Origin of the sequence: Streptomyces sp. NPDC005195, from assembly GCF_040608315.1 — a bacterium.
In the GTDB taxonomy this organism is placed as follows: Bacteria; Actinomycetota; Actinomycetes; order Streptomycetales; family Streptomycetaceae; genus Streptomyces; species Streptomyces kaempferi.
In genome coordinates this window covers 1-18,603 of sequence record NZ_JBEXHZ010000019.1, presented here as the reverse complement: position 1 = coordinate 18,603, position 18,603 = coordinate 1, and the positions used below count along the sequence as shown (strand labels likewise).

Annotated in this window: 20 protein-coding genes and 1 riboswitch; of the genes, 12 read left to right on the top strand and 8 right to left on the bottom strand. The window is 72.7% G+C overall.

Features of this window, described 5'->3' with window-relative positions; all coding sequences use genetic code 11:
* Position 1: 1 nt before the first annotated feature.
* A riboswitch (cobalamin riboswitch) is annotated at positions 2-137 on the bottom strand.
* A 208-nt stretch (positions 138-345) separates the two neighbouring features.
* From ABZV34_RS20610 to ABZV34_RS20600, 3 genes are all read right to left on the bottom strand, one after another.
* Positions 346-570 carry a hypothetical protein gene (locus ABZV34_RS20610; RefSeq protein ID WP_356278372.1) on the bottom strand — a complete coding sequence of 75 codons (225 nt, stop codon included), beginning with the start codon at positions 568-570 and terminating at the stop codon, positions 346-348.
* 12 nt (positions 571-582) lie between these two features.
* Positions 583-1,827: an inorganic phosphate transporter gene (locus ABZV34_RS20605; protein WP_356278369.1), complete on the bottom strand. Its 1,245-nt coding sequence runs from the start codon at positions 1,825-1,827 to the stop codon at positions 583-585.
* A gap of 179 nt (positions 1,828-2,006) precedes the next feature.
* Positions 2,007-2,768, bottom strand: a complete 762-nt coding sequence (locus ABZV34_RS20600; protein ID WP_356278366.1) for a lysozyme — start codon at positions 2,766-2,768, stop codon at positions 2,007-2,009.
* Positions 2,769-2,964: 196 nt separating this feature from the next.
* On the opposite strand from ABZV34_RS20600, the gene ABZV34_RS20595 reads away from it, so the two are divergent.
* The 3 genes from ABZV34_RS20595 to ABZV34_RS20585 all read left to right on the top strand — a co-directional run bounded on the left by ABZV34_RS20595 (position 2,965) and on the right by ABZV34_RS20585 (position 6,647).
* Positions 2,965-3,693 (top strand): class II aldolase/adducin family protein, encoded by a 729-nt coding sequence (locus tag ABZV34_RS20595; protein ID WP_356278364.1) that lies wholly within the window; start codon positions 2,965-2,967, stop codon positions 3,691-3,693.
* 147 nt (positions 3,694-3,840) lie between these two features.
* On the top strand, positions 3,841-4,968 hold the full coding sequence (locus tag ABZV34_RS20590) for an alpha/beta fold hydrolase (RefSeq protein WP_356278361.1): 1,128 nt from the start codon (positions 3,841-3,843) through the stop codon (positions 4,966-4,968).
* 269 nt (positions 4,969-5,237) lie between these two features.
* On the top strand, positions 5,238-6,647 hold the full coding sequence (locus tag ABZV34_RS20585) for a hypothetical protein (RefSeq protein ID WP_356278358.1): 1,410 nt from the start codon (positions 5,238-5,240) through the stop codon (positions 6,645-6,647).
* 24 nt (positions 6,648-6,671) lie between these two features.
* Here ABZV34_RS20585 and ABZV34_RS20580 read toward each other — a convergent pair whose 3' ends face one another.
* Positions 6,672-7,085: a VOC family protein gene (locus tag ABZV34_RS20580; protein ID WP_356278355.1), complete on the bottom strand. Its 414-nt coding sequence runs from the start codon at positions 7,083-7,085 to the stop codon at positions 6,672-6,674.
* Between the two features lie 95 nt (positions 7,086-7,180).
* On the bottom strand, positions 7,181-8,071 hold the full coding sequence (locus ABZV34_RS20575) for a neutral zinc metallopeptidase (protein WP_356278352.1): 891 nt from the start codon (positions 8,069-8,071) through the stop codon (positions 7,181-7,183).
* A 198-nt stretch (positions 8,072-8,269) separates the two neighbouring features.
* Between ABZV34_RS20575 and ABZV34_RS20570 the strand changes: the two genes are divergently transcribed.
* From ABZV34_RS20570 to ABZV34_RS20555, 4 genes are all read left to right on the top strand, one after another.
* On the top strand, positions 8,270-9,103 hold the full coding sequence (locus ABZV34_RS20570; protein ID WP_356278349.1) for a hypothetical protein: 834 nt from the start codon (positions 8,270-8,272) through the stop codon (positions 9,101-9,103).
* A gap of 156 nt (positions 9,104-9,259) precedes the next feature.
* The gene (locus tag ABZV34_RS20565) at positions 9,260-10,858 is read left to right on the top strand and encodes an ABC-F family ATP-binding cassette domain-containing protein (RefSeq protein WP_356278346.1); all 1,599 of its coding nucleotides are present in this window, start codon (positions 9,260-9,262) and stop codon (positions 10,856-10,858) included.
* Between the two features lie 397 nt (positions 10,859-11,255).
* Positions 11,256-11,477, top strand: a complete 222-nt coding sequence (locus tag ABZV34_RS20560) for a helix-turn-helix domain-containing protein (RefSeq protein WP_006123601.1) — start codon at positions 11,256-11,258, stop codon at positions 11,475-11,477.
* Between the two features lie 139 nt (positions 11,478-11,616).
* Positions 11,617-12,420: an enoyl-CoA hydratase/isomerase family protein gene (locus ABZV34_RS20555; RefSeq protein ID WP_356278343.1), complete on the top strand. Its 804-nt coding sequence runs from the start codon at positions 11,617-11,619 to the stop codon at positions 12,418-12,420.
* Positions 12,421-12,487: 67 nt separating this feature from the next.
* On the opposite strand, the gene ABZV34_RS20550 is transcribed toward ABZV34_RS20555, so the two are convergent.
* Complete coding sequence (locus ABZV34_RS20550) at positions 12,488-13,309, bottom strand: nucleopolyhedrovirus P10 family protein (RefSeq protein ID WP_356278340.1); 822 nt, start codon at positions 13,307-13,309, stop codon at positions 12,488-12,490.
* Positions 13,310-13,396: 87 nt separating this feature from the next.
* On the opposite strand from ABZV34_RS20550, the gene ABZV34_RS20545 reads away from it, so the two are divergent.
* The 5 genes from ABZV34_RS20545 to amaP are packed head-to-tail and all read left to right on the top strand — an operon-like array spanning position 13,397 to position 15,730.
* Complete coding sequence (locus ABZV34_RS20545) at positions 13,397-13,873, top strand: Asp23/Gls24 family envelope stress response protein (RefSeq protein ID WP_168527460.1); 477 nt, start codon at positions 13,397-13,399, stop codon at positions 13,871-13,873.
* Positions 13,874-13,906: 33 nt separating this feature from the next.
* Positions 13,907-14,092, top strand: coding sequence for a hypothetical protein (locus ABZV34_RS20540; protein ID WP_168527459.1), 186 nt, complete (start codon positions 13,907-13,909; stop codon positions 14,090-14,092).
* Between the two features lie 5 nt (positions 14,093-14,097).
* On the top strand, positions 14,098-14,472 hold the full coding sequence (locus ABZV34_RS20535; RefSeq protein WP_356278337.1) for a hypothetical protein: 375 nt from the start codon (positions 14,098-14,100) through the stop codon (positions 14,470-14,472).
* Complete coding sequence (locus ABZV34_RS20530) at positions 14,469-15,146, top strand: DUF6286 domain-containing protein (RefSeq protein ID WP_356278334.1); 678 nt, start codon at positions 14,469-14,471, stop codon at positions 15,144-15,146. Before ABZV34_RS20535 ends, ABZV34_RS20530 begins: the two co-directional genes overlap by 4 nt.
* A gap of 5 nt (positions 15,147-15,151) precedes the next feature.
* A complete protein-coding gene (amaP, locus tag ABZV34_RS20525; protein WP_356278331.1) occupies positions 15,152-15,730 on the top strand; it encodes an alkaline shock response membrane anchor protein AmaP in 579 nt (192 codons plus the stop codon).
* An 83-nt stretch (positions 15,731-15,813) separates the two neighbouring features.
* On the opposite strand, the gene ABZV34_RS20520 is transcribed toward amaP, so the two are convergent.
* The gene (locus ABZV34_RS20520; RefSeq protein ID WP_356278329.1) at positions 15,814-16,569 is read right to left on the bottom strand and encodes an SDR family oxidoreductase; all 756 of its coding nucleotides are present in this window, start codon (positions 16,567-16,569) and stop codon (positions 15,814-15,816) included.
* Positions 16,570-16,592: 23 nt separating this feature from the next.
* Positions 16,593-18,407: a glycoside hydrolase family 15 protein gene (locus ABZV34_RS20515; protein ID WP_356278326.1), complete on the bottom strand. Its 1,815-nt coding sequence runs from the start codon at positions 18,405-18,407 to the stop codon at positions 16,593-16,595.
* Positions 18,408-18,603 lie beyond the last annotated feature (196 nt).

Below are 18,603 nucleotides of genomic sequence, written 5' to 3'. Positions count from 1 at the left end.
TGGTTCGACGAGACCGGCGGGGAGAGTTCCTGGCTCCCGGGGAGTTCCTTCCCCGGTCACAGTGGCGGGACCGCGCCGGATTCACACCGGCTTCCTCTTCTGTCGCCGTACTTGGCTCCGGCAGTCCACCACGGGTTGCAGGACCCGTCAACTTGCCGTTGACCTGCGAGGGGAGAGTGTGCGAAGGCCCACATGGCGAGGGCCGGGGCAGGACGCGCGCGGGGGTGCGGGAGGGCATACGCGTGGGGTGCGGGACGGCGATCCGTCCCGCACCCCACGTGAAGTGATGCCCGTATCAGGCTGTTTGCCGGAGACGGTCACCGCAGCGCCGTCACCGGCGCGCGGTCACTTGCCGACGATGAGATAGATCCCGTACGCCACCGCCGCCGCGCACGCGGCGAAGCAGACGTACGCGCCGGTGACCGCGAGAGTGGCCGAACCGCCCTGGGCGGACGCGGACTCGCGCTTGGTGAGGCCGACGATGCCGAGGGTGAAGAGGCCGACGAGGGCCACGGTGACCACGAGGCTGACTCCGAAGACGGAGCCGAGGGCTGCCCAGTCGATGTTCATGCTGTTCTGTCCTTACACCGTGGCCGGGCGGGTGGGCTCCGCGTCCGGGGACGGGATGGTGGTCTTCAGATCGCCGGACAGGTCGCCGGTGACGAGGCCCGCGGGCGGCGGGGTGACCGCGGCCATCGCGGTGGTGACGATGCCGGCCGGCTCGGCGGCGGCGTCGTTGACGTTGTCGACGGTGACCGGCTGACGCCGGGAGAGCGTCCGGATGACGCCGGCGCCGGCGACCAGCAGCGCGCCGGTGAGGACGATGCCCCAGGTGCCCTGCTTGGTCAGGAACTCGGCGGCGGCACCGGCCAGTCCGGCGGCCGGCAGGGTCAGGCCCCAGGCGACGAACATCCGGGTCGCGGTCGACCAGCGGACGACACCGCCCTTGCGGCCGAGGCCCGAGCCCATCACGGCACCGGAGCAGACCTGGGTGGTGGAGAGGGAGAAGCCGATGTGGGAGGAGGCCAGGATGGCCGTCGCGGCGCTGGTCTGGGCGGCGAAGCCCTGCTGCGGCGCGAGGTCGGTCAGCCCCTTGCCCATCGTGCGGATGATGCGCCAGCCGCCCAGGTAGGTGCCGAGCGCGATGGCGGTACCGGCCGAGACGATGACCCAGGTGGGAGGGTTCGAGCCGGGGGCGATCACACCACCGGTGACCAGGGCGAGGGTGATGATGCCCATCGTCTTCTGCGCGTCGTTCGTGCCGTGCGCCAGCGAGACCAGGCCGGCCGAGGCGATCTGCCCGGCGCGGTAGCCCTTGGCGGTCGCCCGCTGGTCGGTGCGTCCGCTGATCCGGTACGTCAGCCGGGTGGCCAGCATCGCGGCGAGTCCGGCCACGATGGGCGCGGCGACCGCGGGGAGCAGCACCTTGGTGACGACGGTCGAGCCGTTCACCGACGACCAGCCGGCCGACATGACCGCGGCGCCGATCAGACCGCCGAACAGCGCGTGGGAGGAACTGGAGGGCAGGCCCAGGAGCCAGGTCAGCAGATTCCAGAGGATGGCGCCGACGAGCGCCGCGAAGATCACTTCGGTACGTATGCCCGATTCGTTGATGAGTCCACCGGAGATCGTCTTGGCGACCTCCACGGAGAGGAACGCACCGACGAGATTCAGCACGGCGGACATGGCCACCGCCGTCTTGGGCTTCAGAGCGCCGGTCGAGATGGTCGTCGCCATCGCGTTGGCAGTGTCGTGGAAACCGTTCGTGAAATCGAACACGAGAGCGGTGACGATCACGATTCCGAGGAGGAGCGTGATGTGTTCCATTTACCCAGGCTTCTTCTTGACGTCAGTGGCAGGTGGACCGTAGGCAACCTGAGTGAACGGAAGATGAACTGAGGCAGGATTAGGGGTGTATCGAAGCACGGATCACCCCTCCGCTTGCGCCGGTATGGATGCCGGAGAGGTGACCCGTTGTTCGAACGAAGGCGGAATATCGGGCTCCGCTAACCCTTCGCGAGCCTCTTCAGCCGGGCCATGGATCCGTTGAAGAGATTCTGGTCACCCGGCAGGGTCCCCTTGTTGTCGTACTGCCAGAACGTCCAGGTCGACCAGCCGCCCGGCAGTGCGCCGGTGTCCGCGGCGTCGTAGCGGGCCAGCCAGAGGGGGTGGTCCGCGGCGAAGGCGCGGCTGTCCCCGGTGCAGGTGTTCCACCAGTGGGCGGTCGTGTAGATCACCGGGCGGCGGCCCGTCTCCTGTTCGAGCTCGTCGCTGAAGTCCTGGATCCAGTTCACGAGCCCGGCCTTGGTCATGCCGTAACACTTGTGCTTGCTGTACGGGTTGTACTCGATGTCGAGCGCGGGCGGCAGCGTCCGGCCGTCGGCCTGCCAGGCGCCCCCGTTGCGTACGAAGTACTCGGCCTGGGTGGCGCCGGACGACTTGTCCGGCATCGCGAAGTGGTAGGCGCCGTGGAGGATCCCCGCGTCGAACGCCCCGTTGTACTGCTGGTCGAAATAGGGGTTGCGGTACGTGTGGGACTCGGTGGCCTTCACGTAGACGAACCGGGCGCCCTTCGCCCTCGCCCGCTGCCAGTCGACGTACTTCTGGTGCGAGGAGACGTCATGGCCCCTGGGCGCACCGGCCGCGGCGGCCGGCGCACCGGCGAGCGCGGTTCCGGTGAGGGTGAGCGCCGCCATGGCGGCGCTCACCGCGAGGGCGCGGGCGAGGGTGTGGGCGTGGCGACGGAACGGCAGGTGACCACGGGCCATGTTTCCCCCCGGAATGGCGTCGTGCACGGTGAATCCCCCAGAGGTTAGTGGAAGATCATTCAATACATGTCGATCACCGGCCAATTGCTTCAAAGAGATGATGTGTCTATATATGCACCCTTATGGGTGCACGCCTTCCGCTCAAAAGTGCCCTCCCCGCCACCCGGTCGACGTCCGTCCTGGCAGGATCGCGGGCATGGCGGAGCGGCGGCGGGACGCGCGGGACGTGGGGGAGGGCGCACGCGGTGCGCGGGCGCGGGAGGTGGCGGACGCGTGGGGCGAACTCGTCGCGACGGCCCGCCGGACGGTGGCCGACGGGCTGGTCGTCGGAACCTCGGGCAACGTCTCCGTACGGGTCGGCGACACGGTCCTGGTCACGCCGACCGGGGTGCCCTATGACCGGCTCACGCCCGACGGCGCCGTCGGGGTCGGCCTCGACGGCCGGCAGACCCTCGGCGACCTCCGCCCCACCAGCGAACTGCCGATGCATCTGGCGGTCTACCGCGCCACCGGCGCGCGCGCCGTCGTCCACACCCACGCCCCGCACGCGACGGCGGTGTCCACCCTCGTGACCGAGCTTCCCCTGGTCCACTACATGGCGGGCGCCCTCGGTGGACCTGTCCGTGTCGCCCCTTATGCGACGTATGGAACGCCCGAGTTGGCCGAGAACATGCTCCAGGCGCTGACCCGGCGCACGGCCTGCCTCCTCCAGAACCACGGCACCGTCGCGTACGGAGACTCCCTGGACCAGGCGTACGACCGCACCGCCCAGTTGGAGTGGATGTGCCGCGTGTGGCTCCTGGCGTCGTCCGTACCGGGACTGTCGCCCGCGCTGCTGTCACGGGAACAGCTGAGGGAGGCGGGGGAGCGGCTGCGGGAGTACGGCCAGCCCGGCCCGGACGCGGACGGCGTGCCCGTCGCGTAGCGGGCGCCGCGGGGCCGTGCCGCTTCACCGCGGGGCTGTGTCGCTCCGCCGCGGTTCCGCGGGACCCCCGTCTCCGGTCCCGGACGAGGGAGCCGTCGGGCCGCGCTCCCGCTGGCCGACAACGGGATGCGCCGTGAGACTGAATCCGTGCGTACTGCCAAAGCGACGGCCGCGGCCGTCACCCTAGCCCTGGCCGCGAGCGCGGCCTCCGTGGCGGTGGGACGGTTCGCCAGCGACGCCGCGCTCAAGGTGTCGCCCGGCCGGCCCCTGCCCACCGAGCCGCGGCTGACCGTGCACGCCACGGCCCCGGGCCGGATCACGCTCACCCGTGCCCTGGCCTCCCGGCGACCGGGAACGTACGGACTGGCCGGCGACGGCTCGCACGCGGTCGTCGGCCCGGTCCTGGAGAACGCGCCCCACACCGCCGACACGGTCGTACGCCGCCTCGAACACGTCACCCACGGAACCCTGCGGCCCGGCGACCGGGTCTGGCTCACCCCGAACCTGTACGTCGGCAACCCGAGCACCGCGCTCGGCCTCGACCACGCCGACGTGGACGTGCCCGGCGAGCTGGGCCCGCTGCCCGCCTGGTTCGTGCCCGGCGTCCGCGACACCTGGGTGATCACCGTCCACGGCCTGGGTGCCACCCGGGAACTCCCGATGAACGTGATGCGGTTCCTGCACCGCAGCCGGCTCCCCGTCCTCGACCTCGCCTACCGGGGAGACGTCGGCGCGCCCCGTCCCCCGGACGGCCTCGGCCACCTCGGCGAGACCGAGTGGCGCGACCTGGACGCCGCGCTGCGTTACGCGGTCCGCTACGGCGCCGCGCAGGTCGTCCTGTACGGCTGGTCCACCGGCGCCACGATGGCCCTGCGCACCGCCGCCCACTCCGCCCTGCGGGACCGGATCGCCGGGCTGGTCCTGGACTCCCCCGTCCTCGACTGGGAAGCCACGCTGCGCGCTCTCGCCACCGCCCGCCACACCCCGAGAGCCCTGCTGCCGCTCGCGGTCCGGGCCGCCCAGGGCCGCACCGGACTGCACGGCGACCGCACCTGGCAGGCCGCCGATCCCGACCGGCTCCAGGTGCCCACGCTGGTGCTGCACGGACCGGACGACGTCCTCGCCCCCTGGGGCCCCTCGCGCCGTCTCGCCCGGCGCCGCCCGGACCTGGTGACCCTGCACACGGTCGCGCAGGCCCCGCACGGCGCCCTGTGGAACGCCGACCCCACGGAGTACGAAGAGGTCCTGCGCCGCTTCCTGACCCCCCTGATGTAGGGACCCGGCCTGACGCACGAGAACCGGTGACCGCCGCCCCGGCACACGGCGCCACTCCTTCCGCCCGGCGTCCGGGCGCGCTGTGCCACCCCTCCCGCACGGCGCCCCGCCGAAGGCACCGGCAGGCTTCCGGTTCGGATCGGACCAACTCGCGCCGCGCCCCGCGCACAGGTGTCGAGCCCCCGCAAAACCCCGTGCATTGGCCACTCCTGTCGCCTGCTGTGACATTCCGTTTGGGTTTTCGGACCGCCAACCGGAAGACTGCACCTGTGACGTCCCGTAACCCGCGCGACTCCAGGCTCCGACTCGTCCGCCCGCGGCCCCTGGCTGCCGCCCCCCGAGCGGTGACCCAGCGCAGCTCGCGCCGACCCGCACCCCGGCCCCCCGAGGGCACCCCGCCGCCGGCGGAACTCGCCCGCATGGCGCGCGCCGGCCTCGCCGACGCGGCCCGCGTCGCCCGCTGGGCCGACTCCATGCTCGGCCCGGGACGCGACGGCGCGACCCCCGACGACAAGGGCACCCTCTCCGAAGCAACCGCCGAACGGGCCGCCGAGGAGTTGGGCCTGACCCCGGCTCAGGTCCGCGCGGACTGGGACACCGCACGCCTCGCGGGCCTGGTCGAGGTGCACGGCGACATCGCCCGCCCCGGCTGGCGGCTGCGCGCCTGGAACCGCGACGACAGCGCCGTCCTGCGCGGCTGGGTCGCCCTCTTCGACGCCTGGTCGCTCGCCCATCCGGAGCCCGCCGACCGTGAGGCGTCCGCCGTCGCCGAGGTCGTCTCCGCGATGCCGCAGGTGCTCTCCTTCCTCCAGCTCTCCGCCGGGCCCGTCCCCGTGGAGCAGCTCCTCGACCTCCTCGAACAGCGGGTCACGGAGCTGCGCACCGAGCGCTGCGAGATCCCCTACGGCCCCCAGCCGGAGCCCGCCCCGGAGACCGCCGCGCCCCCGGACGCGGACGCCCCGCTCGCCCCTCTCCTCGACTGGGCCCTGCACGCCCTCGCCGCCGTGGGAGCGCTCACCGGCGCCGACGGGCAGGCCACCCTCACCCCGCTCGGCAGCTGGGCGGTCTGGGTCAAGCTGGAGCAGATCTGCGTCGCGGCGCAGAGCCCCGCCGGGAACATCGAGCAGCCCGCCGCGGACATGCTCCGCGGCTGCGCCCAACTGCGCCCGAACGCGGCCCGCGCCGAGTACCGCGCGTGGCTCGCCGCCCGCCCCGTCGGCAGCGCCGTCACCGAACTTCTGGCGGCCGCCCGCGGCGAGGACGCCCTCACCCGCGGTCTCGCCTTCGAGGCCCTGCGGGTGGTCGGCGCCCCGGCCGAACCCGATGTGCGCTCCGCGGCCGAGGAGAGCTGGCTGCGCCCCTACGCCCTGCTCTGGCTCGCCGAGCACGACGGCCACGACCCGGAGGACGCCCACGAGGTGCTCACCCGTGAGGAGTCCACCTGGCTGTGGGTCGACACCGCCGCCGCGGTCGCCGACCACGGCGAGGCGCCGCTCCTCGTGCGCCACCTGGAGTCCGCCGTGCAGCCGACCGTGCCCGCGCTCCTCGACGAGGTGCGCGCCGTCGGGCACCCCCGCACCGTCCAGGTCCTGGTCGCGCTCGCGGCCGCGCACCCCGACCCGGCGCTCGCCAAGGCCGTTCGCCGGGCCGCCTTCCAGGTGCACACCGGAGGGAGCTGAGCGGCGCCGCCGGGCCGTGCGGCCCTAGGCGCCGGTCTCCGGCGCGTACGTGCCGAAGCTCCAGATGTTGCCCTCGGCGTCACGGGCCAGATAGTCCCGCGAGCCGTAGTCCTGGTCGGTCGGGGGCATCAGGATCTCCGCGCCGTGGTCCACCGCGCGCCGGTGGTGTGCGTCGACGTCGTCCACCACCACGTACACCCCGGTGGGGCCTGCGCCCTTCATCGCGGTGTCGAAGACCCCGCCGCGGCCCTTGGAACCGAGCATCACCGCTCCGGTGCCCTGGACCAGCTCGGCGTGCATCACCGTGCCGTCCTCGCTCTCGTACACCGACAGCTCGGTGAAGCCGAAGGCCTCCGTGAGCTGCCTGATCGCCGCCTTCGCGTCCGCGTACAGCAGTGTCGGGTAGATGCTCGGACGTCCGCCGTCCATGCCCGCCATACCGACCACTCCTTCTCGTCCCGCCGTCGGAATGTGACCTGACCCACAGTCTCGCACCGGCCACTGACAACGCCCCCGCGGTCGGGACCGGGCCGTCAGCGGAAGGTGTTGCACTGCGCCATGTCGCCGGTGCGGTAGCCCTGGTAGAACCACTGCTGCCGCTGCGCGGCCGAGCCGTGCGTCCAGGTCTCGGGCGTCACCCGGCCCTGGAACCTCTCCTGGATCCGGTCGTCGCCGACGGCCGCCGCCGCGTCCAGCCCGTCGCGGATGTCGGCCGCGGTGAGACTGCTGAGCAGCGGCCTGCCCGTCGACGGGTCCTTCGTCGTCGTCGCGTGGTGCGCCCACACCCCGGCGTAGCAGTCGGCCTGAAGCTCCAGCTTCACCGAGTTGCTCGTGGCGCCGGAGACGCCGTCCTGGGCCTTGCCCAGCGTTCCCATCAGGTCCTGCACGTGGTGCCCGTACTCGTGCGCCACCACGTACGCCTGCGCGAACGGACCGCCGCTGGAGCCGAACTTGGTCCGCAGGTCGTCGAAGAAGCCCAGGTCCACGTAGACCTTGCGGTCGGCGGGGCAGTAGAAGGGCCCGACGGCCGAGGTCGCGGTGCCGCACGCGGTCGCCACCCGGTTGCTGAAGAAGACGGTCGGCGAACCGGTGTACACACCGCCGCGCCGCGCGAACTCCTGCGTCCAGAAGTCCTGCACGCTGTTGACCACCGCCACGACGCGGCAGTCCTCCTTGGCGTTCGCGTCCCGCCCCGTCCGGCACGTCTCCTTGATCTGGTCGAGCGAGGAGGAGGTCGCCGCGGGATGGTCGCCGCCGGAGGAGAGCCCGAGCTGGTCGGGTCCCACGCCGAAGAACAGCCCGAGCAGCAGCGCGACCAGGCCGGCGATACCGCCGCCGACGGTCGCCCGTCCACCGGGGATCCGGCTGCCGCGCGCATCCTGCACCTCGGAGGTGTCCAGGTCGGCGTCGTCGTCGAACTGCATGGGCGCACCATCCTCCGCGTACGGCCGCGTACATCGCTCAGTGCCGCCATCCTCGTACGGCACCGGCTCCCCGGCTCCGGGCGGAGAGCCGAACGGGGGATCTCCGCCCGGCCGGTCGCCGTGTCCCCGCGAGGCCCCGCCGGGACACGCCTACGCTCTGCGCCGGAGCCCGGGCAGGGGCGAAGGAAGGGGGCAGGGGTGGTGACTGTGCCGGTCGAGGCGACGCGGTCCGCGCGGACCGCTGGGCCCGTACGGGCCACGGGGTCCGCACAGGCCACGGGGTCTGTACACACCGACGGGTCCGCTCGGCCCGACGGGTCCGCTCGGACCGCCCCGGCCGGCGACGGCCGCACGCTCCCCGGACCACCTGCCCCCGCGGTCCACCGCCGTAGGGTTCGCGCGCTGGTCCTCGTCGCCGTCCCGCTGCTCCTCGCCGTCGCCCACCAGGCACGTCCCGCCCCCTACGGGGACCGGCTCGCGCTCCCCGCGCGCGTGGAGCGCGCACAGGGCGCGCCGCCGCCGTCGAGGCCCCCGCTGCGGACGACCGCCGCCGCCGTCGAGGCCTACGACGCGGCGACCGGCCGCGCCCGCTGGACGTACGCGCGCGAGGGCCACCGCCCGCTCGCCGTGCTGCCCGCGCGCGGGCACGCCCTCGCGCTCTGGGACGACGGGCTGGTCACCGACACGACGCGTCGCGACGGGAGCGCCGTCCGCTGGCACCGGGCGCTGCCCCAGGCCGCCCGATGGCTCGCGGGCCACAAGGCGACCGGCGTGCTGCGGCTCCTGGGCGACGGCATGCTCGCCGTGATCACCCCCGAACGGGTCGCCGCCTACCGGGTCGCCGACGGCGACCTGCGCTGGGTCCTGCCCGCCCGGGCCGGCTGCCGCTTCGCGCCCGCACGTGCCGTTCGTCACGGCGCGGTGCTCCTGATCGCCCGGCCCTGCCCCGCCGAGGACCGCTGGACGGACGGGCTCGTCGCGGTGGACGACCTGGGCGTCGTCACCCCGCACCGCGCCCCGCCGGGCAGCTGACAGCGGGCGAGCGTCACAGTGCCGGGCACCCGCGCACAGGAAAAGTGGTTGCACAGCGCCGTTAGACTTGGCCCATGGCCATTCTCCTCGCGCACTAGACGGCGGGAACGTCCTCAGCCGCCCACCCCGCCAACGACCCTGCCCAGGAGTCTGTCCGTGATCTCCGCCTCCGGTATCGAGCTGCGCGCCGGCGCCCGCATCCTCATCGAGTCCGCCACCTTCCGCATCACCAAGGGCGACCGCATCGGCCTGGTCGGCCGCAACGGCGCGGGCAAGACGACGCTCACCAAGGTCCTCGCGGGTGAGGGCGTCCCCGCCGCGGGCACGGTCGCCCGCTCCGGCGAGGTCGGCTATCTGCCCCAGGACCCGCGCACCGGTGACCTGGACATACTCGCCGGGGACCGCGTCCTGTCCGCGCGCGGCCTGGACACCCTGATCCGCAAGATGCGGGAGAACGAGCAGCGCATCGCCAACGGCAGCGGCGCCACCCGTGAGAAGGCCATGCGGCAGTACGAGCGCCAGGAGACGGAGTTCCTCACCAAGGGCGGGTACTCCGCCGAGGCCGAGGCCGCCACGATCGCCGCCGCGCTGAACCTGCCCGACCGTGTGCTCGGCCAGCCCCTGCACACGCTCTCCGGCGGTCAGCGCCGCCGTATCGAGCTGGCCCGGATCCTGTTCTCCGACGCCGACACACTGCTGCTCGACGAGCCGACGAACCACCTCGACGCCGACTCGATCGTCTGGCTGCGTGACTACCTGAAGACGTACCGCGGCGGCTTCATCGTGATCTCCCACGACGTGGAACTCGTCGAGACGGTCGTCAACAAGGTCTTCTATCTGGACGCCAACCGCGCCCAGATCGACGTCTACAACATGGGCTGGAAGCTCTACCAGCAGCAGCGCGAGGCCGACGAGAAGCGCCGCAAGCGCGAGCGGCAGAACGCCGAGAAGAAGGCCGCCGCGCTCCATTCGCAGGCGGACAAGATGCGCGCCAAGGCCACCAAGACGGTCGCCGCGCAGAACATGGCCAAGCGCGCCGACCGGCTGCTCGCCGGGCTCGAGGCGGTCCGGGCCTCCGACAAGGTCGCCAAGCTGCGCTTCCCGGAGCCCGCGCCCTGCGGCAAGACGCCGCTCATGGCCGAGGGCCTGTCGAAGTCGTACGGGTCCCTGGAGATCTTCACCGACGTCGACCTGGCCATCGACAAGGGTTCACGCGTCGTCATCCTCGGCCTGAACGGCGCTGGCAAGACGACCCTCCTGCGGCTCCTCGGCGGTGTCGAGAAGCCCGACACCGGCGGGGTCGTCGAGGGGCACGGCCTCAAGCTCGGCTACTACGCGCAGGAGCACGAGACCCTCGACCCCGAGCGCACGGTCCTGGAGAACATGCGCTCCGCCGCCCCCGACCTGGGCCTGGTCGAGGTCCGCAAGACGCTCGGTTCGTTCCTGTTCTCCGGCGACGACGTCGACAAGCCAGCCAGTGTGCTCTCCGGTGGCGAGAAGACCCGGCTCGCCCTCGCGACCCTCGTCGTCTCGTCCGCGAACGTCCTGCTGCTCGACGAGCCGACGAACAACCTCGACCCGGCCAGCCGCGAGGAGATCCTCGGCGCGCTGCGCACCTATAAGGGCGCCGTCGTCCTCGTCACGCACGACGAGGGCGCCGTCCATGCGCTCCAGCCGGAGCGGATCATCCTCCTGCCGGACGGCGTCGAGGACCTGTGGGGCGCCGACTACGCGGACCTCGTCGCCCTCGCCTGATCCCTCGTACGGCCCCCGGGGACCCGACGGGCAGCCCTGGGACGGCCGTCAGCACGGCGTGATCGAATGGCTGATCCACTGCGTATGGATCATTCGGCCGATCCGTGATCCATCATCTGTGTGAGATCTCCTCGTACCGAGGTGTGTCGTACATCGATTTCTCGGCCGAGTCCCTTGTTCTCAAGGGCTCGGCCGTTGCGCGTCGCTGACCTGGCACTTTGCCGAAGAACCCGTTCGGGCGTACGAAGAGCCCAGGGCGGAACATGTGATTCCACTCGTGGGGACGGGCTCCTGTCGTCAAAACCTTGTCCCACCGACCTTGCCGAATGGCTGGCCAGGAAGCCCTTGAGGGGTGATCATGAGAAGTCCAGAGCGCACTTCCCATGAGGAGGCACGGGTGGCCGAGACTCTGAAGAAGGGCAGCCGGGTAACCGGCGCCGCGCGCGACAAGCTCGCGGCAGACCTGAAGAAGAAGTACGACTCCGGTGCGAGTATTCGAGCGCTGGCCGAAGAGACCGGCCGCTCGTATGGCTTCGTGCACCGGATGCTCAGTGAGTCGGGCGTCACGCTTCGTGGGCGTGGCGGAGCGACGAGGGGCAAGAAGGCCGCCTCGGCCTGAGGCCGGGCGTCCCCATCGGCTTCGGTGGTGGCCACCCGGTCGGTCGGGTGATCGACCGGGTGGTTACTGTGCAGTCACTTAGGTGTGTCTCCCCGTACGGGTGCGCGCCTGATCCGACCGCACCCATCGGAGGCACCCCATGGCTTCGCTCGACAAGGATCTCGACCCCGTACTCGACAAGGACGGCGTACGGCTCACCGTCGACGACGCGATCGCCATGGTGACGCTGACCAACGCGGCCAAGCGCAACGCCCAGAGTCCCGCTCTGTGGCGGGCGTTGACGGAGGCCGGACGGTCACTGCCGGGCACCGTCCGGGTGGTCGTCCTGCGTGCCGAGGGCAAGTCGTTCTCGGCCGGGCTCGACCGGCAGGCGTTCACGCCCGAGGGCTTCGACGGCGAACCGTCGTTCATCGACCTCGCGCGCGGCACCGATGCCGACCTCGACGCGACCATCGCCGAGTACCAGGAGGCGTTCACCTGGTGGCGGCGCAGCGACGTCGTGTCCATCGCCGCTGTGCAGGGGCATGCCATCGGAGCCGGGTTCCAGCTCGCTCTCGCCTGTGACCTGCGCGTCGTCGCCGACGACGTGCAGTTCGCCATGCGCGAGACCAGCCTCGGGCTCGTGCCGGACCTCACGGGGACGCACCCGCTGGTCGGTCTGGTGGGCTACGCCCGCGCGCTCGAGATCTGCGCGACGGGCCGCTTCGTGGCGGCCGAGGAGGCCGAGCGCACCGGTCTCGCCAACCTCGCGGTCGCGGCCGGACAGCTCGACGACGCGGTACACGACCTCGCCGCGGCCCTGCTCGCGGCGCCGCGCGACGCCGTCATCGAGACCAAGGCGCTGCTGCGGGGGGCGCGGGAGCGTACGTACGAGGAGCAGCGCCGCGCCGAGCGCGCCGCCCAGGCCCGGCGACTGCGGGACCTCGCCGGCGCGGGGGACTGAGACCCTCCGGCGCCGGGGTACGGGGTGCCGCCCGGCGGTCCCACGCGCCTCCGCACACCACGCGCCGCTAACGCACGGCGGTCACCAGTACGGCCACCGACGGCTCGTCCGGCAGAGCCTCGGCGACGCGGGCCCTGACCGCCCGAGCCACGTCCGCCGTCCGTTCGGCGGCCGAGACCGCCAGTTCGACCCGCACATGGCGGCGCGGCAGGGCCGGGTCCGTACCGTGGACCTCGCCGAAGTGGACCGGACGGCCCAGCGCGCCGGTCAGACCGTCCACCCCCGGGACGGCCAGGACGGCGGCCACCACGCGCGCCTCCTCTGCCTCGGCCGACTCGCCGACGGGACCTGGCCCGTCGAGCGGACGCGATCCACCGACCGGATCCGACTCGCCGACCGGACGTGACTCGTCGGCTGGACCCGGCCCGTCGACCGGGCCTGAGGTCCCCCGGTCCGCTGGGGTGGGCGGCGTGTCGATGTCCAGCAGTTCCGTCACCCGCAGGTCCACCTCCGTGACCATGAGCCCCAGACGTTCCGTCGCCGCCGTCGCCAGGGCCGAACGCAACCGGGCCGCCGCCGTCGGGAGCGGTTCACCGCCTCGCGCCGAAGGGTCCGCCGAGGCGGCGAACTCCCCGGTGACGCGGAGCGGACCGGGCGGCAGCGCGCCGGGCGGAGGCGGCACGGCGGGCTCGTACGTCCGCTCCGGGTCCGCGAGGGAGAGCCGCAACGCGCCGAGGCGGACACCGGGGACGGCGGCCGCGGCACGCCGCAGCACCGTGCCGGCCGCCTCCTCGGTGATCCACGTGCCGTCGCGGCGGTGGCCGAGGGGGAGGAACCGCCCCAGCCCGAGCCGCTGTCTTACCGCCCGCGTCCATCGGTCCGACGTCATTCCTCCAGCCTGCCGTATCCCTGGCGCGCAATCGTGGGGGCGCACTTAGTGTGGGCGGAGGAGGACGACCGAAAGGGACGTGCGGCGATGACCGACATGACGGAGCGGAACCGGACGGAGAACCCCGAGGGCGAGACGCCCCAGACCCGTAAGCCCACCCGGCGCGGCGGCGGTGATCCCGCCACCCGGGGGCGGACCACGATCGCCGACGGCGTCGTGGAGAAGATCGCCGGACTCGCGGCCAGGGACGTGCTCGGCGTGCACGCGATGGGAAGTGGGCTGAGCCGTACGTTCGGAGCGGTGCGCGACCGGGTGCCGGGCGGCTCGAAATCCGTCGCCAGGGGCGTCAAGGCCGAGGTCGGCGAGGTGCAGACCGCGCTCGACCTGGAGATCGTCGTCGAGTACGGGGTGTCGATCGCGGACGTGGCCCGCGCGGTCCGGGAGAACGTGATCACGGCCGTGGAACGCATGACGGGTCTCGAGGTCGTCGAGGTCAACATCGCCGTGAGCGACGTGAAGCTGCCCGATGAAGAGGACGAGGAGCCGGAGTCGCGGCTCCAGTGACCGGACCGGCCACCGAACTGCTGAGGAGCGCACATGAGCTTGGCCGTGATCGGCATGATCGCCGGAATGGCGCTGGGCTTCGCCGGATACTTCGGGGGATTCGGGGCCTTCCTGCTCGTGGCCGCCCTGGGAGCCGTCGGCTTCGTCGTCGGACGGTTCCTCGAGGGGGACCTGGACCTCGGCGCCCTCTTCCGCCCGCGTGACGACCGGCGGCGGTGACACCCGTGACCGGTGCGCCCGGTGACACCCGGCGCCCTTCGGCGGTCGTCGTGGCGGCCGAGCGCGGCGCGACCCGGATCGCCGACCGCGTCGTGGCCAAGACCGCCGCACAGGCGGCCCGCGAGGCCCTCGGGCCGCTTCCCGCGGACGCCGCGCCGCCGCACGCGACGGTCCTCGTGCGTCACGACACCGCCCGTGTCCACGTCCACCTCGAACTCGCCTACCCCACCGACATCGGAGCCCGCTGCAAAGCGGTGCGTTGTCATGTCGAGGAGCGGGTAAGCGCGTTGACGGGGATGGAAGTGCCGGAGGTGACCGTCCAGGTGGAACGGCTGCACCTGGTACCGGTACCCGGCGTGGTGCAGGGGAGGACGCAATGAACGAGCCCCAGGGCTCCGACAGCACGACCCGACGCTTGCCCGTGATGGAGAAGCCGCCCGAGGACGAGCCCGACCGGTCCGCGTCGGCGGACGCCCACGACCCCGCGCGCACCCTAGGCGAGGAGGACGGCGCGCAGGGACGGTTCTGGTCGATGCGCCGCGTCCCCGCGGGGATCGTCGCCCTGGTCCTCCTGACCGGCGCGGGCGTCTTCCTGTACGACGTCACGGCCGTCCGCGCACACCGGCCCGCGCTCCACTGGCGCAGGTCTCTCGCCCGGCAACTGGCCGAACGCCCCCTCGACGACACCTGGGTACTCGTCGGCGCCGGGATCGCCGCGGCCCTCGGGCTCTGGCTGATCGTCCTCGCGGTGACCCCGGGACTGCGCGGCGTCCTGCCGATGCGGCGCACCCACCACGACGTACGGGCCGGCCTGCACCGGGACGCCGCGGCCATGGCCCTGCGCGACCGAGCCATGGAGGTCTCCGGGGTGCAGTCGGCCAGGGTCCGTACGGGGCGGCGCACGGTGGACGTCCACGCGGTCTCGCACTTCCGTGAACTCGGCGACGTACGTGCCGACCTGGACGCCACACTCGCCGACGGCATCAGGGGGCTGGGGCTCTCCCGGACCCCCGCGCTCTCGGTGCACGTGAGGCGTCCCGGACGGAAGGGGTGAGTACGGTGCTCAGGATCGTCAACCGGGTGCTGCTGGGAGTCGTCGGGCTCGCCCTGGTCGTCCTCGGCGGTTCCGTCCTCGCGATCGGACTGGGTGTGCGGTCGCCCTCGTGGTGGATCCACGACGGGCCGCACGACGTGCTGCTGAGCGACGCCGGGCGGACCCGCTGGCGGGACCAGGGCTGGTGGTGGCCGGCCGTCATCGCCGGGCTCGCGGTGCTCGTCCTGCTCGCCCTGTGGTGGCTGGCGGCCGTGCTGCGCCGACGCCGGCTGGCCGAGGTACTGGTCGACGTCGGCGACGGCGAGGGCGCGCTGCTGCGCGGCCGGGCCCTGGAGGGCGTACTCGCCGAGGACGCGGGGCGTCTGGACGGTGTCACGCACGCCCAGGCGCAGTTGACCGGGAAGCGGGGCGCTCCGGGCGCACAGGTGCAGCTCCTGCTGGAACCACATGTGGACCCCGGACACACGCTGCGTCTGCTCACGACGGAGGCGCTCGCGCACGCGCGTGACTCGGCGGGACTCGCCGCGCTCCCCGCGGAGGTGCGTCTCCGCGCCGTCAAGCACCGTGCGGAACGCGTGAGCTGAGCCGGAAGGCGGCGGACCGGGGCTCCCCCGGCCGCCTGCCGCCGGAAGGCTCGGCGGGCCCGCCGGCCCGCCGGCCGCCGTCGCTAGAACCCGCTCCGCATACCGCCGTCCACCGGCAGCATGATGCCCGTCAGGTAGGACGCCGCGGGGGAGAGCAGGAAGGCCGCGGTGCGGCCGAACTCCTCCGGGGCGCCGTACCGGCGCAGCGGGATGCGGGCCTCGTTGGCCGCCCGGGTGCCCTCCGGGTCGGCGGAGAGACCGTCGAGTTCGCGGACGCGGTCCGTGTCGATGCGGGCCGGAAGCAGACCGACCACGCGGATGCCCCGCGGGCCCAGCTCGTCGGCGAGGGACTTGGCGAAGCCGGCGAGCCCCGGACGCAGACCGTTGGAGATGGTCAGGCCCGGGATCGGCTCGTGCACCGAACCCGACAGGACGAAGCCGACGACACCGCCGTCACCCAGCTCCGCGACGGCCGCGCGGGCCAGCCGGACCGCGCCCAGGAAGACGGACTCGTACGCGGCCGTCCACTGCTCGTCCGTGGTGTCCGCGACGAACCCGGGCGGCGGCCCGCCGACGCTGATGAGGATGCCGTCGAATCCGCCGAAGTGCTCGCGCGCCGCCGCGATCAGCCGGGCCGGGGTCCGCGGGTCGGCGTTGTCGGCGGCCATCCCGACCGCGTTCGGGCCGAGCGCGGACGCGGCGTCGGCGGCGCTCTTCTCGTCGCGCCCCGAGACGATCACCTTCGCGCCGTCGGCGGTGAGTTCGCGCGCGGCGGCGTTGCCCAGACCACGGGTGGCTCCCGTGACGACGTACACACGGTCCTTCAGTCCAAGATCCATGGAACCCATCCTCCCTCACCCCGTCACTCCGGCTGTTCGGCCCCTCCCACCGTCTTCGGGCTCTCGCCCCCGAACAGGTTGAACGCGGTGCCCACGAGGCCGAGGTGGCTGAACGCCTGCGGGAAGTTGCCGAGCTGGCGGCGCCCCACGGGGTCGTACTCCTCGGCGAGCAGCCCCACGTCGTTGGCGAGCCCGATCAGCCGCTCGAACAGGTCGCGGGCCTCCTGCGTACGGCCCGTCATCTGCAGTGCGTCGGCGAGCCAGAACGAACAGACGAGGAAGGCGCCCTCCCCGCCCGGCAGGCCGTCGACGTCCGTGTCCTCCTCGCTGTAGCGGCGCAGCAGGAAGCCGTCGCGTTCGAGTTCCGCGCGGACCGCGTCGATGGTGCCGACGACCCTCGGATCGTCCGGCGGCAGGAAACCGGCGCGCGGGATGAGCAGCAGCGACGCGTCCAGCTCACGTGAACCGTAGGACTGCGTGAAGGTGTTCCGCTCGGCGTCGAACCCGCGCTCGCACACCTCCTCGTGCACCTCGTCGCGCATCTCGCGCCAGCCCTCCAGGTCGCCGCCGAGCCCCGGTTGCGCCTCCAGGGTGCGCACGGCGCGGTCGGCGGCCACCCACGCCATCACCTTCGAGTACACGAAGTGCCGACGGGGACCGCGCACTTCCCAGATCCCCTCGTCGGGCTGCCGCCAGGCGGTCCGCAGGAAGTCCATCAGCGCGCACTGCAGCCGCCACATGTGCGGCTTGGACGGCAGGCCGGAACGCCGGGCCAGTTCGAGCGAATCGATGACCTCGCCGTACACGTCCAGCTGCAATTGCTTCACCGCCTCGTTGCCGATCCGGACCGGATACGAACCGGCGAAGCCGCGCAGCCACGGCAGCTCGAACTCGGGCAGCCGGCGCTCGCCGGAGAGCCCGTACATGATCTGCAGGTCGGCCGGGTCGCCCGCGACCGCGCGCAGCAGCCAGTCGCGCCAGGCCTCGGCCTCCTCGTGGTACCCGGCCGCGAGGAGCGCGCCGAGGGTGAGCGTGGAGTCGCGCAGCCAGCAGTAGCGGTAGTCCCAGTTGCGGACGCCGCCCAGCTCCTCCGGGAGCGAGGTGGTGGGGGCCGCCACGATGCCGCCCGTCGGCGCGTAGGTGAGGGCCTTGAGGGTGATCAGGGAGCGGACCACGATGTCCCGGTAGGGGCCCTCGTAGCGGCAGCGCGCCGCCCACGCCTGCCAGTCGGCGACGCTGCACCGCAGTGCCTCGAACGGGTCGATCAGCGGTGGGCGCGACCAGTGCGAGGGATGCCAGGTCAGGACGAAGGCGACCTTCTCACCCGCCTCCACGGTGAACTCCGAGAGCGTACGGAAGTCCTTGCCCCAGGTCGGAACCTCGGGCTCGCTGCGCAGCCATACCGAGTCCGGGCCCGCGACCGCCACCCGGTGACCGTCCGACCTGCGCATCCACGGCACGACCGAGCCGTAGTCGAAGCGCAGCCGCAGGGTGCTCTGCACCGTGACGCGGCCGCTGAGGCCTTCCACGATGCGGATGAGATCGGGCGCCTTGTCGCGCTGCGGCATGAAGTCGGTCACCCGGACAGCCCCGTCGTCCGTCTCCCATTCCGAGTCGAGCACCAGGGAGTCCGGCCGGTACGCGCGCCGGGTACAGGGGCCCGCTCCCTTGGGCGCGATCCGCCAGTGGCCGTTGTTCTCGTCGCCGAGCATCGCGGCGAAACAGGCGGCCGAGTCGAACCGTGGCACGCATAGCCAGTCGATCGACCCGTCCCGGCCCACCAGTGCGGCCGTCTGTTCGTCCCCGATGAGCGCGTAGTCCTCGATACGTGGGTGCACGTGGGGCGGGTTCCCGGCAGGAGCCGGGGCCAATCGGGTCGGGGGCCGACCGGGTGACGCGAGGGTACGTTCGAGCGCGGGCCGTGTACGGCGCCGGGCGGGGAGAACCGCTTCCGCGGCCCGGGGCCCGGGGGCGGCGGGGGCCCCCCCCCCCCCGCCCGCGCGCCGCGCCGGCGGTGCCCCGGCGGGGGGGTGG

Bases quoted from the DNA above. Each gene is read 5' to 3' on its own strand.
- ABZV34_RS20610 (WP_356278372.1), bottom strand. From the start codon at position 570: ATGAACATCGACTGGGCAGCCCTCGGCTCCGTCTTCGGAGTCAGCCTC.
- ABZV34_RS20605 (WP_356278369.1), bottom strand. From the start codon at position 1,827: ATGGAACACATCACGCTCCTCCTCGGAATCGTGATCGTCACCGCTCTC.
- ABZV34_RS20600 (WP_356278366.1), bottom strand. From the start codon at position 2,768: ATGGCCCGTGGTCACCTGCCGTTCCGTCGCCACGCCCACACCCTCGCC.
- ABZV34_RS20595 (WP_356278364.1), top strand. From the start codon at position 2,965: ATGGCGGAGCGGCGGCGGGACGCGCGGGACGTGGGGGAGGGCGCACGC.
- ABZV34_RS20580 (WP_356278355.1), bottom strand. From the start codon at position 7,085: ATGGCGGGCATGGACGGCGGACGTCCGAGCATCTACCCGACACTGCTG.
- ABZV34_RS20575 (WP_356278352.1), bottom strand. From the start codon at position 8,071: ATGCAGTTCGACGACGACGCCGACCTGGACACCTCCGAGGTGCAGGAT.
- ABZV34_RS20555 (WP_356278343.1), top strand. From the start codon at position 11,617: ATGGCTTCGCTCGACAAGGATCTCGACCCCGTACTCGACAAGGACGGC.
- ABZV34_RS20550 (WP_356278340.1), bottom strand. From the start codon at position 13,309: ATGACGTCGGACCGATGGACGCGGGCGGTAAGACAGCGGCTCGGGCTG.
- ABZV34_RS20545 (WP_168527460.1), top strand. From the start codon at position 13,397: ATGACCGACATGACGGAGCGGAACCGGACGGAGAACCCCGAGGGCGAG.
- ABZV34_RS20540 (WP_168527459.1), top strand. From the start codon at position 13,907: ATGAGCTTGGCCGTGATCGGCATGATCGCCGGAATGGCGCTGGGCTTC.
- ABZV34_RS20530 (WP_356278334.1), top strand. From the start codon at position 14,469: ATGAACGAGCCCCAGGGCTCCGACAGCACGACCCGACGCTTGCCCGTG.
- ABZV34_RS20520 (WP_356278329.1), bottom strand. From the start codon at position 16,569: ATGGATCTTGGACTGAAGGACCGTGTGTACGTCGTCACGGGAGCCACC.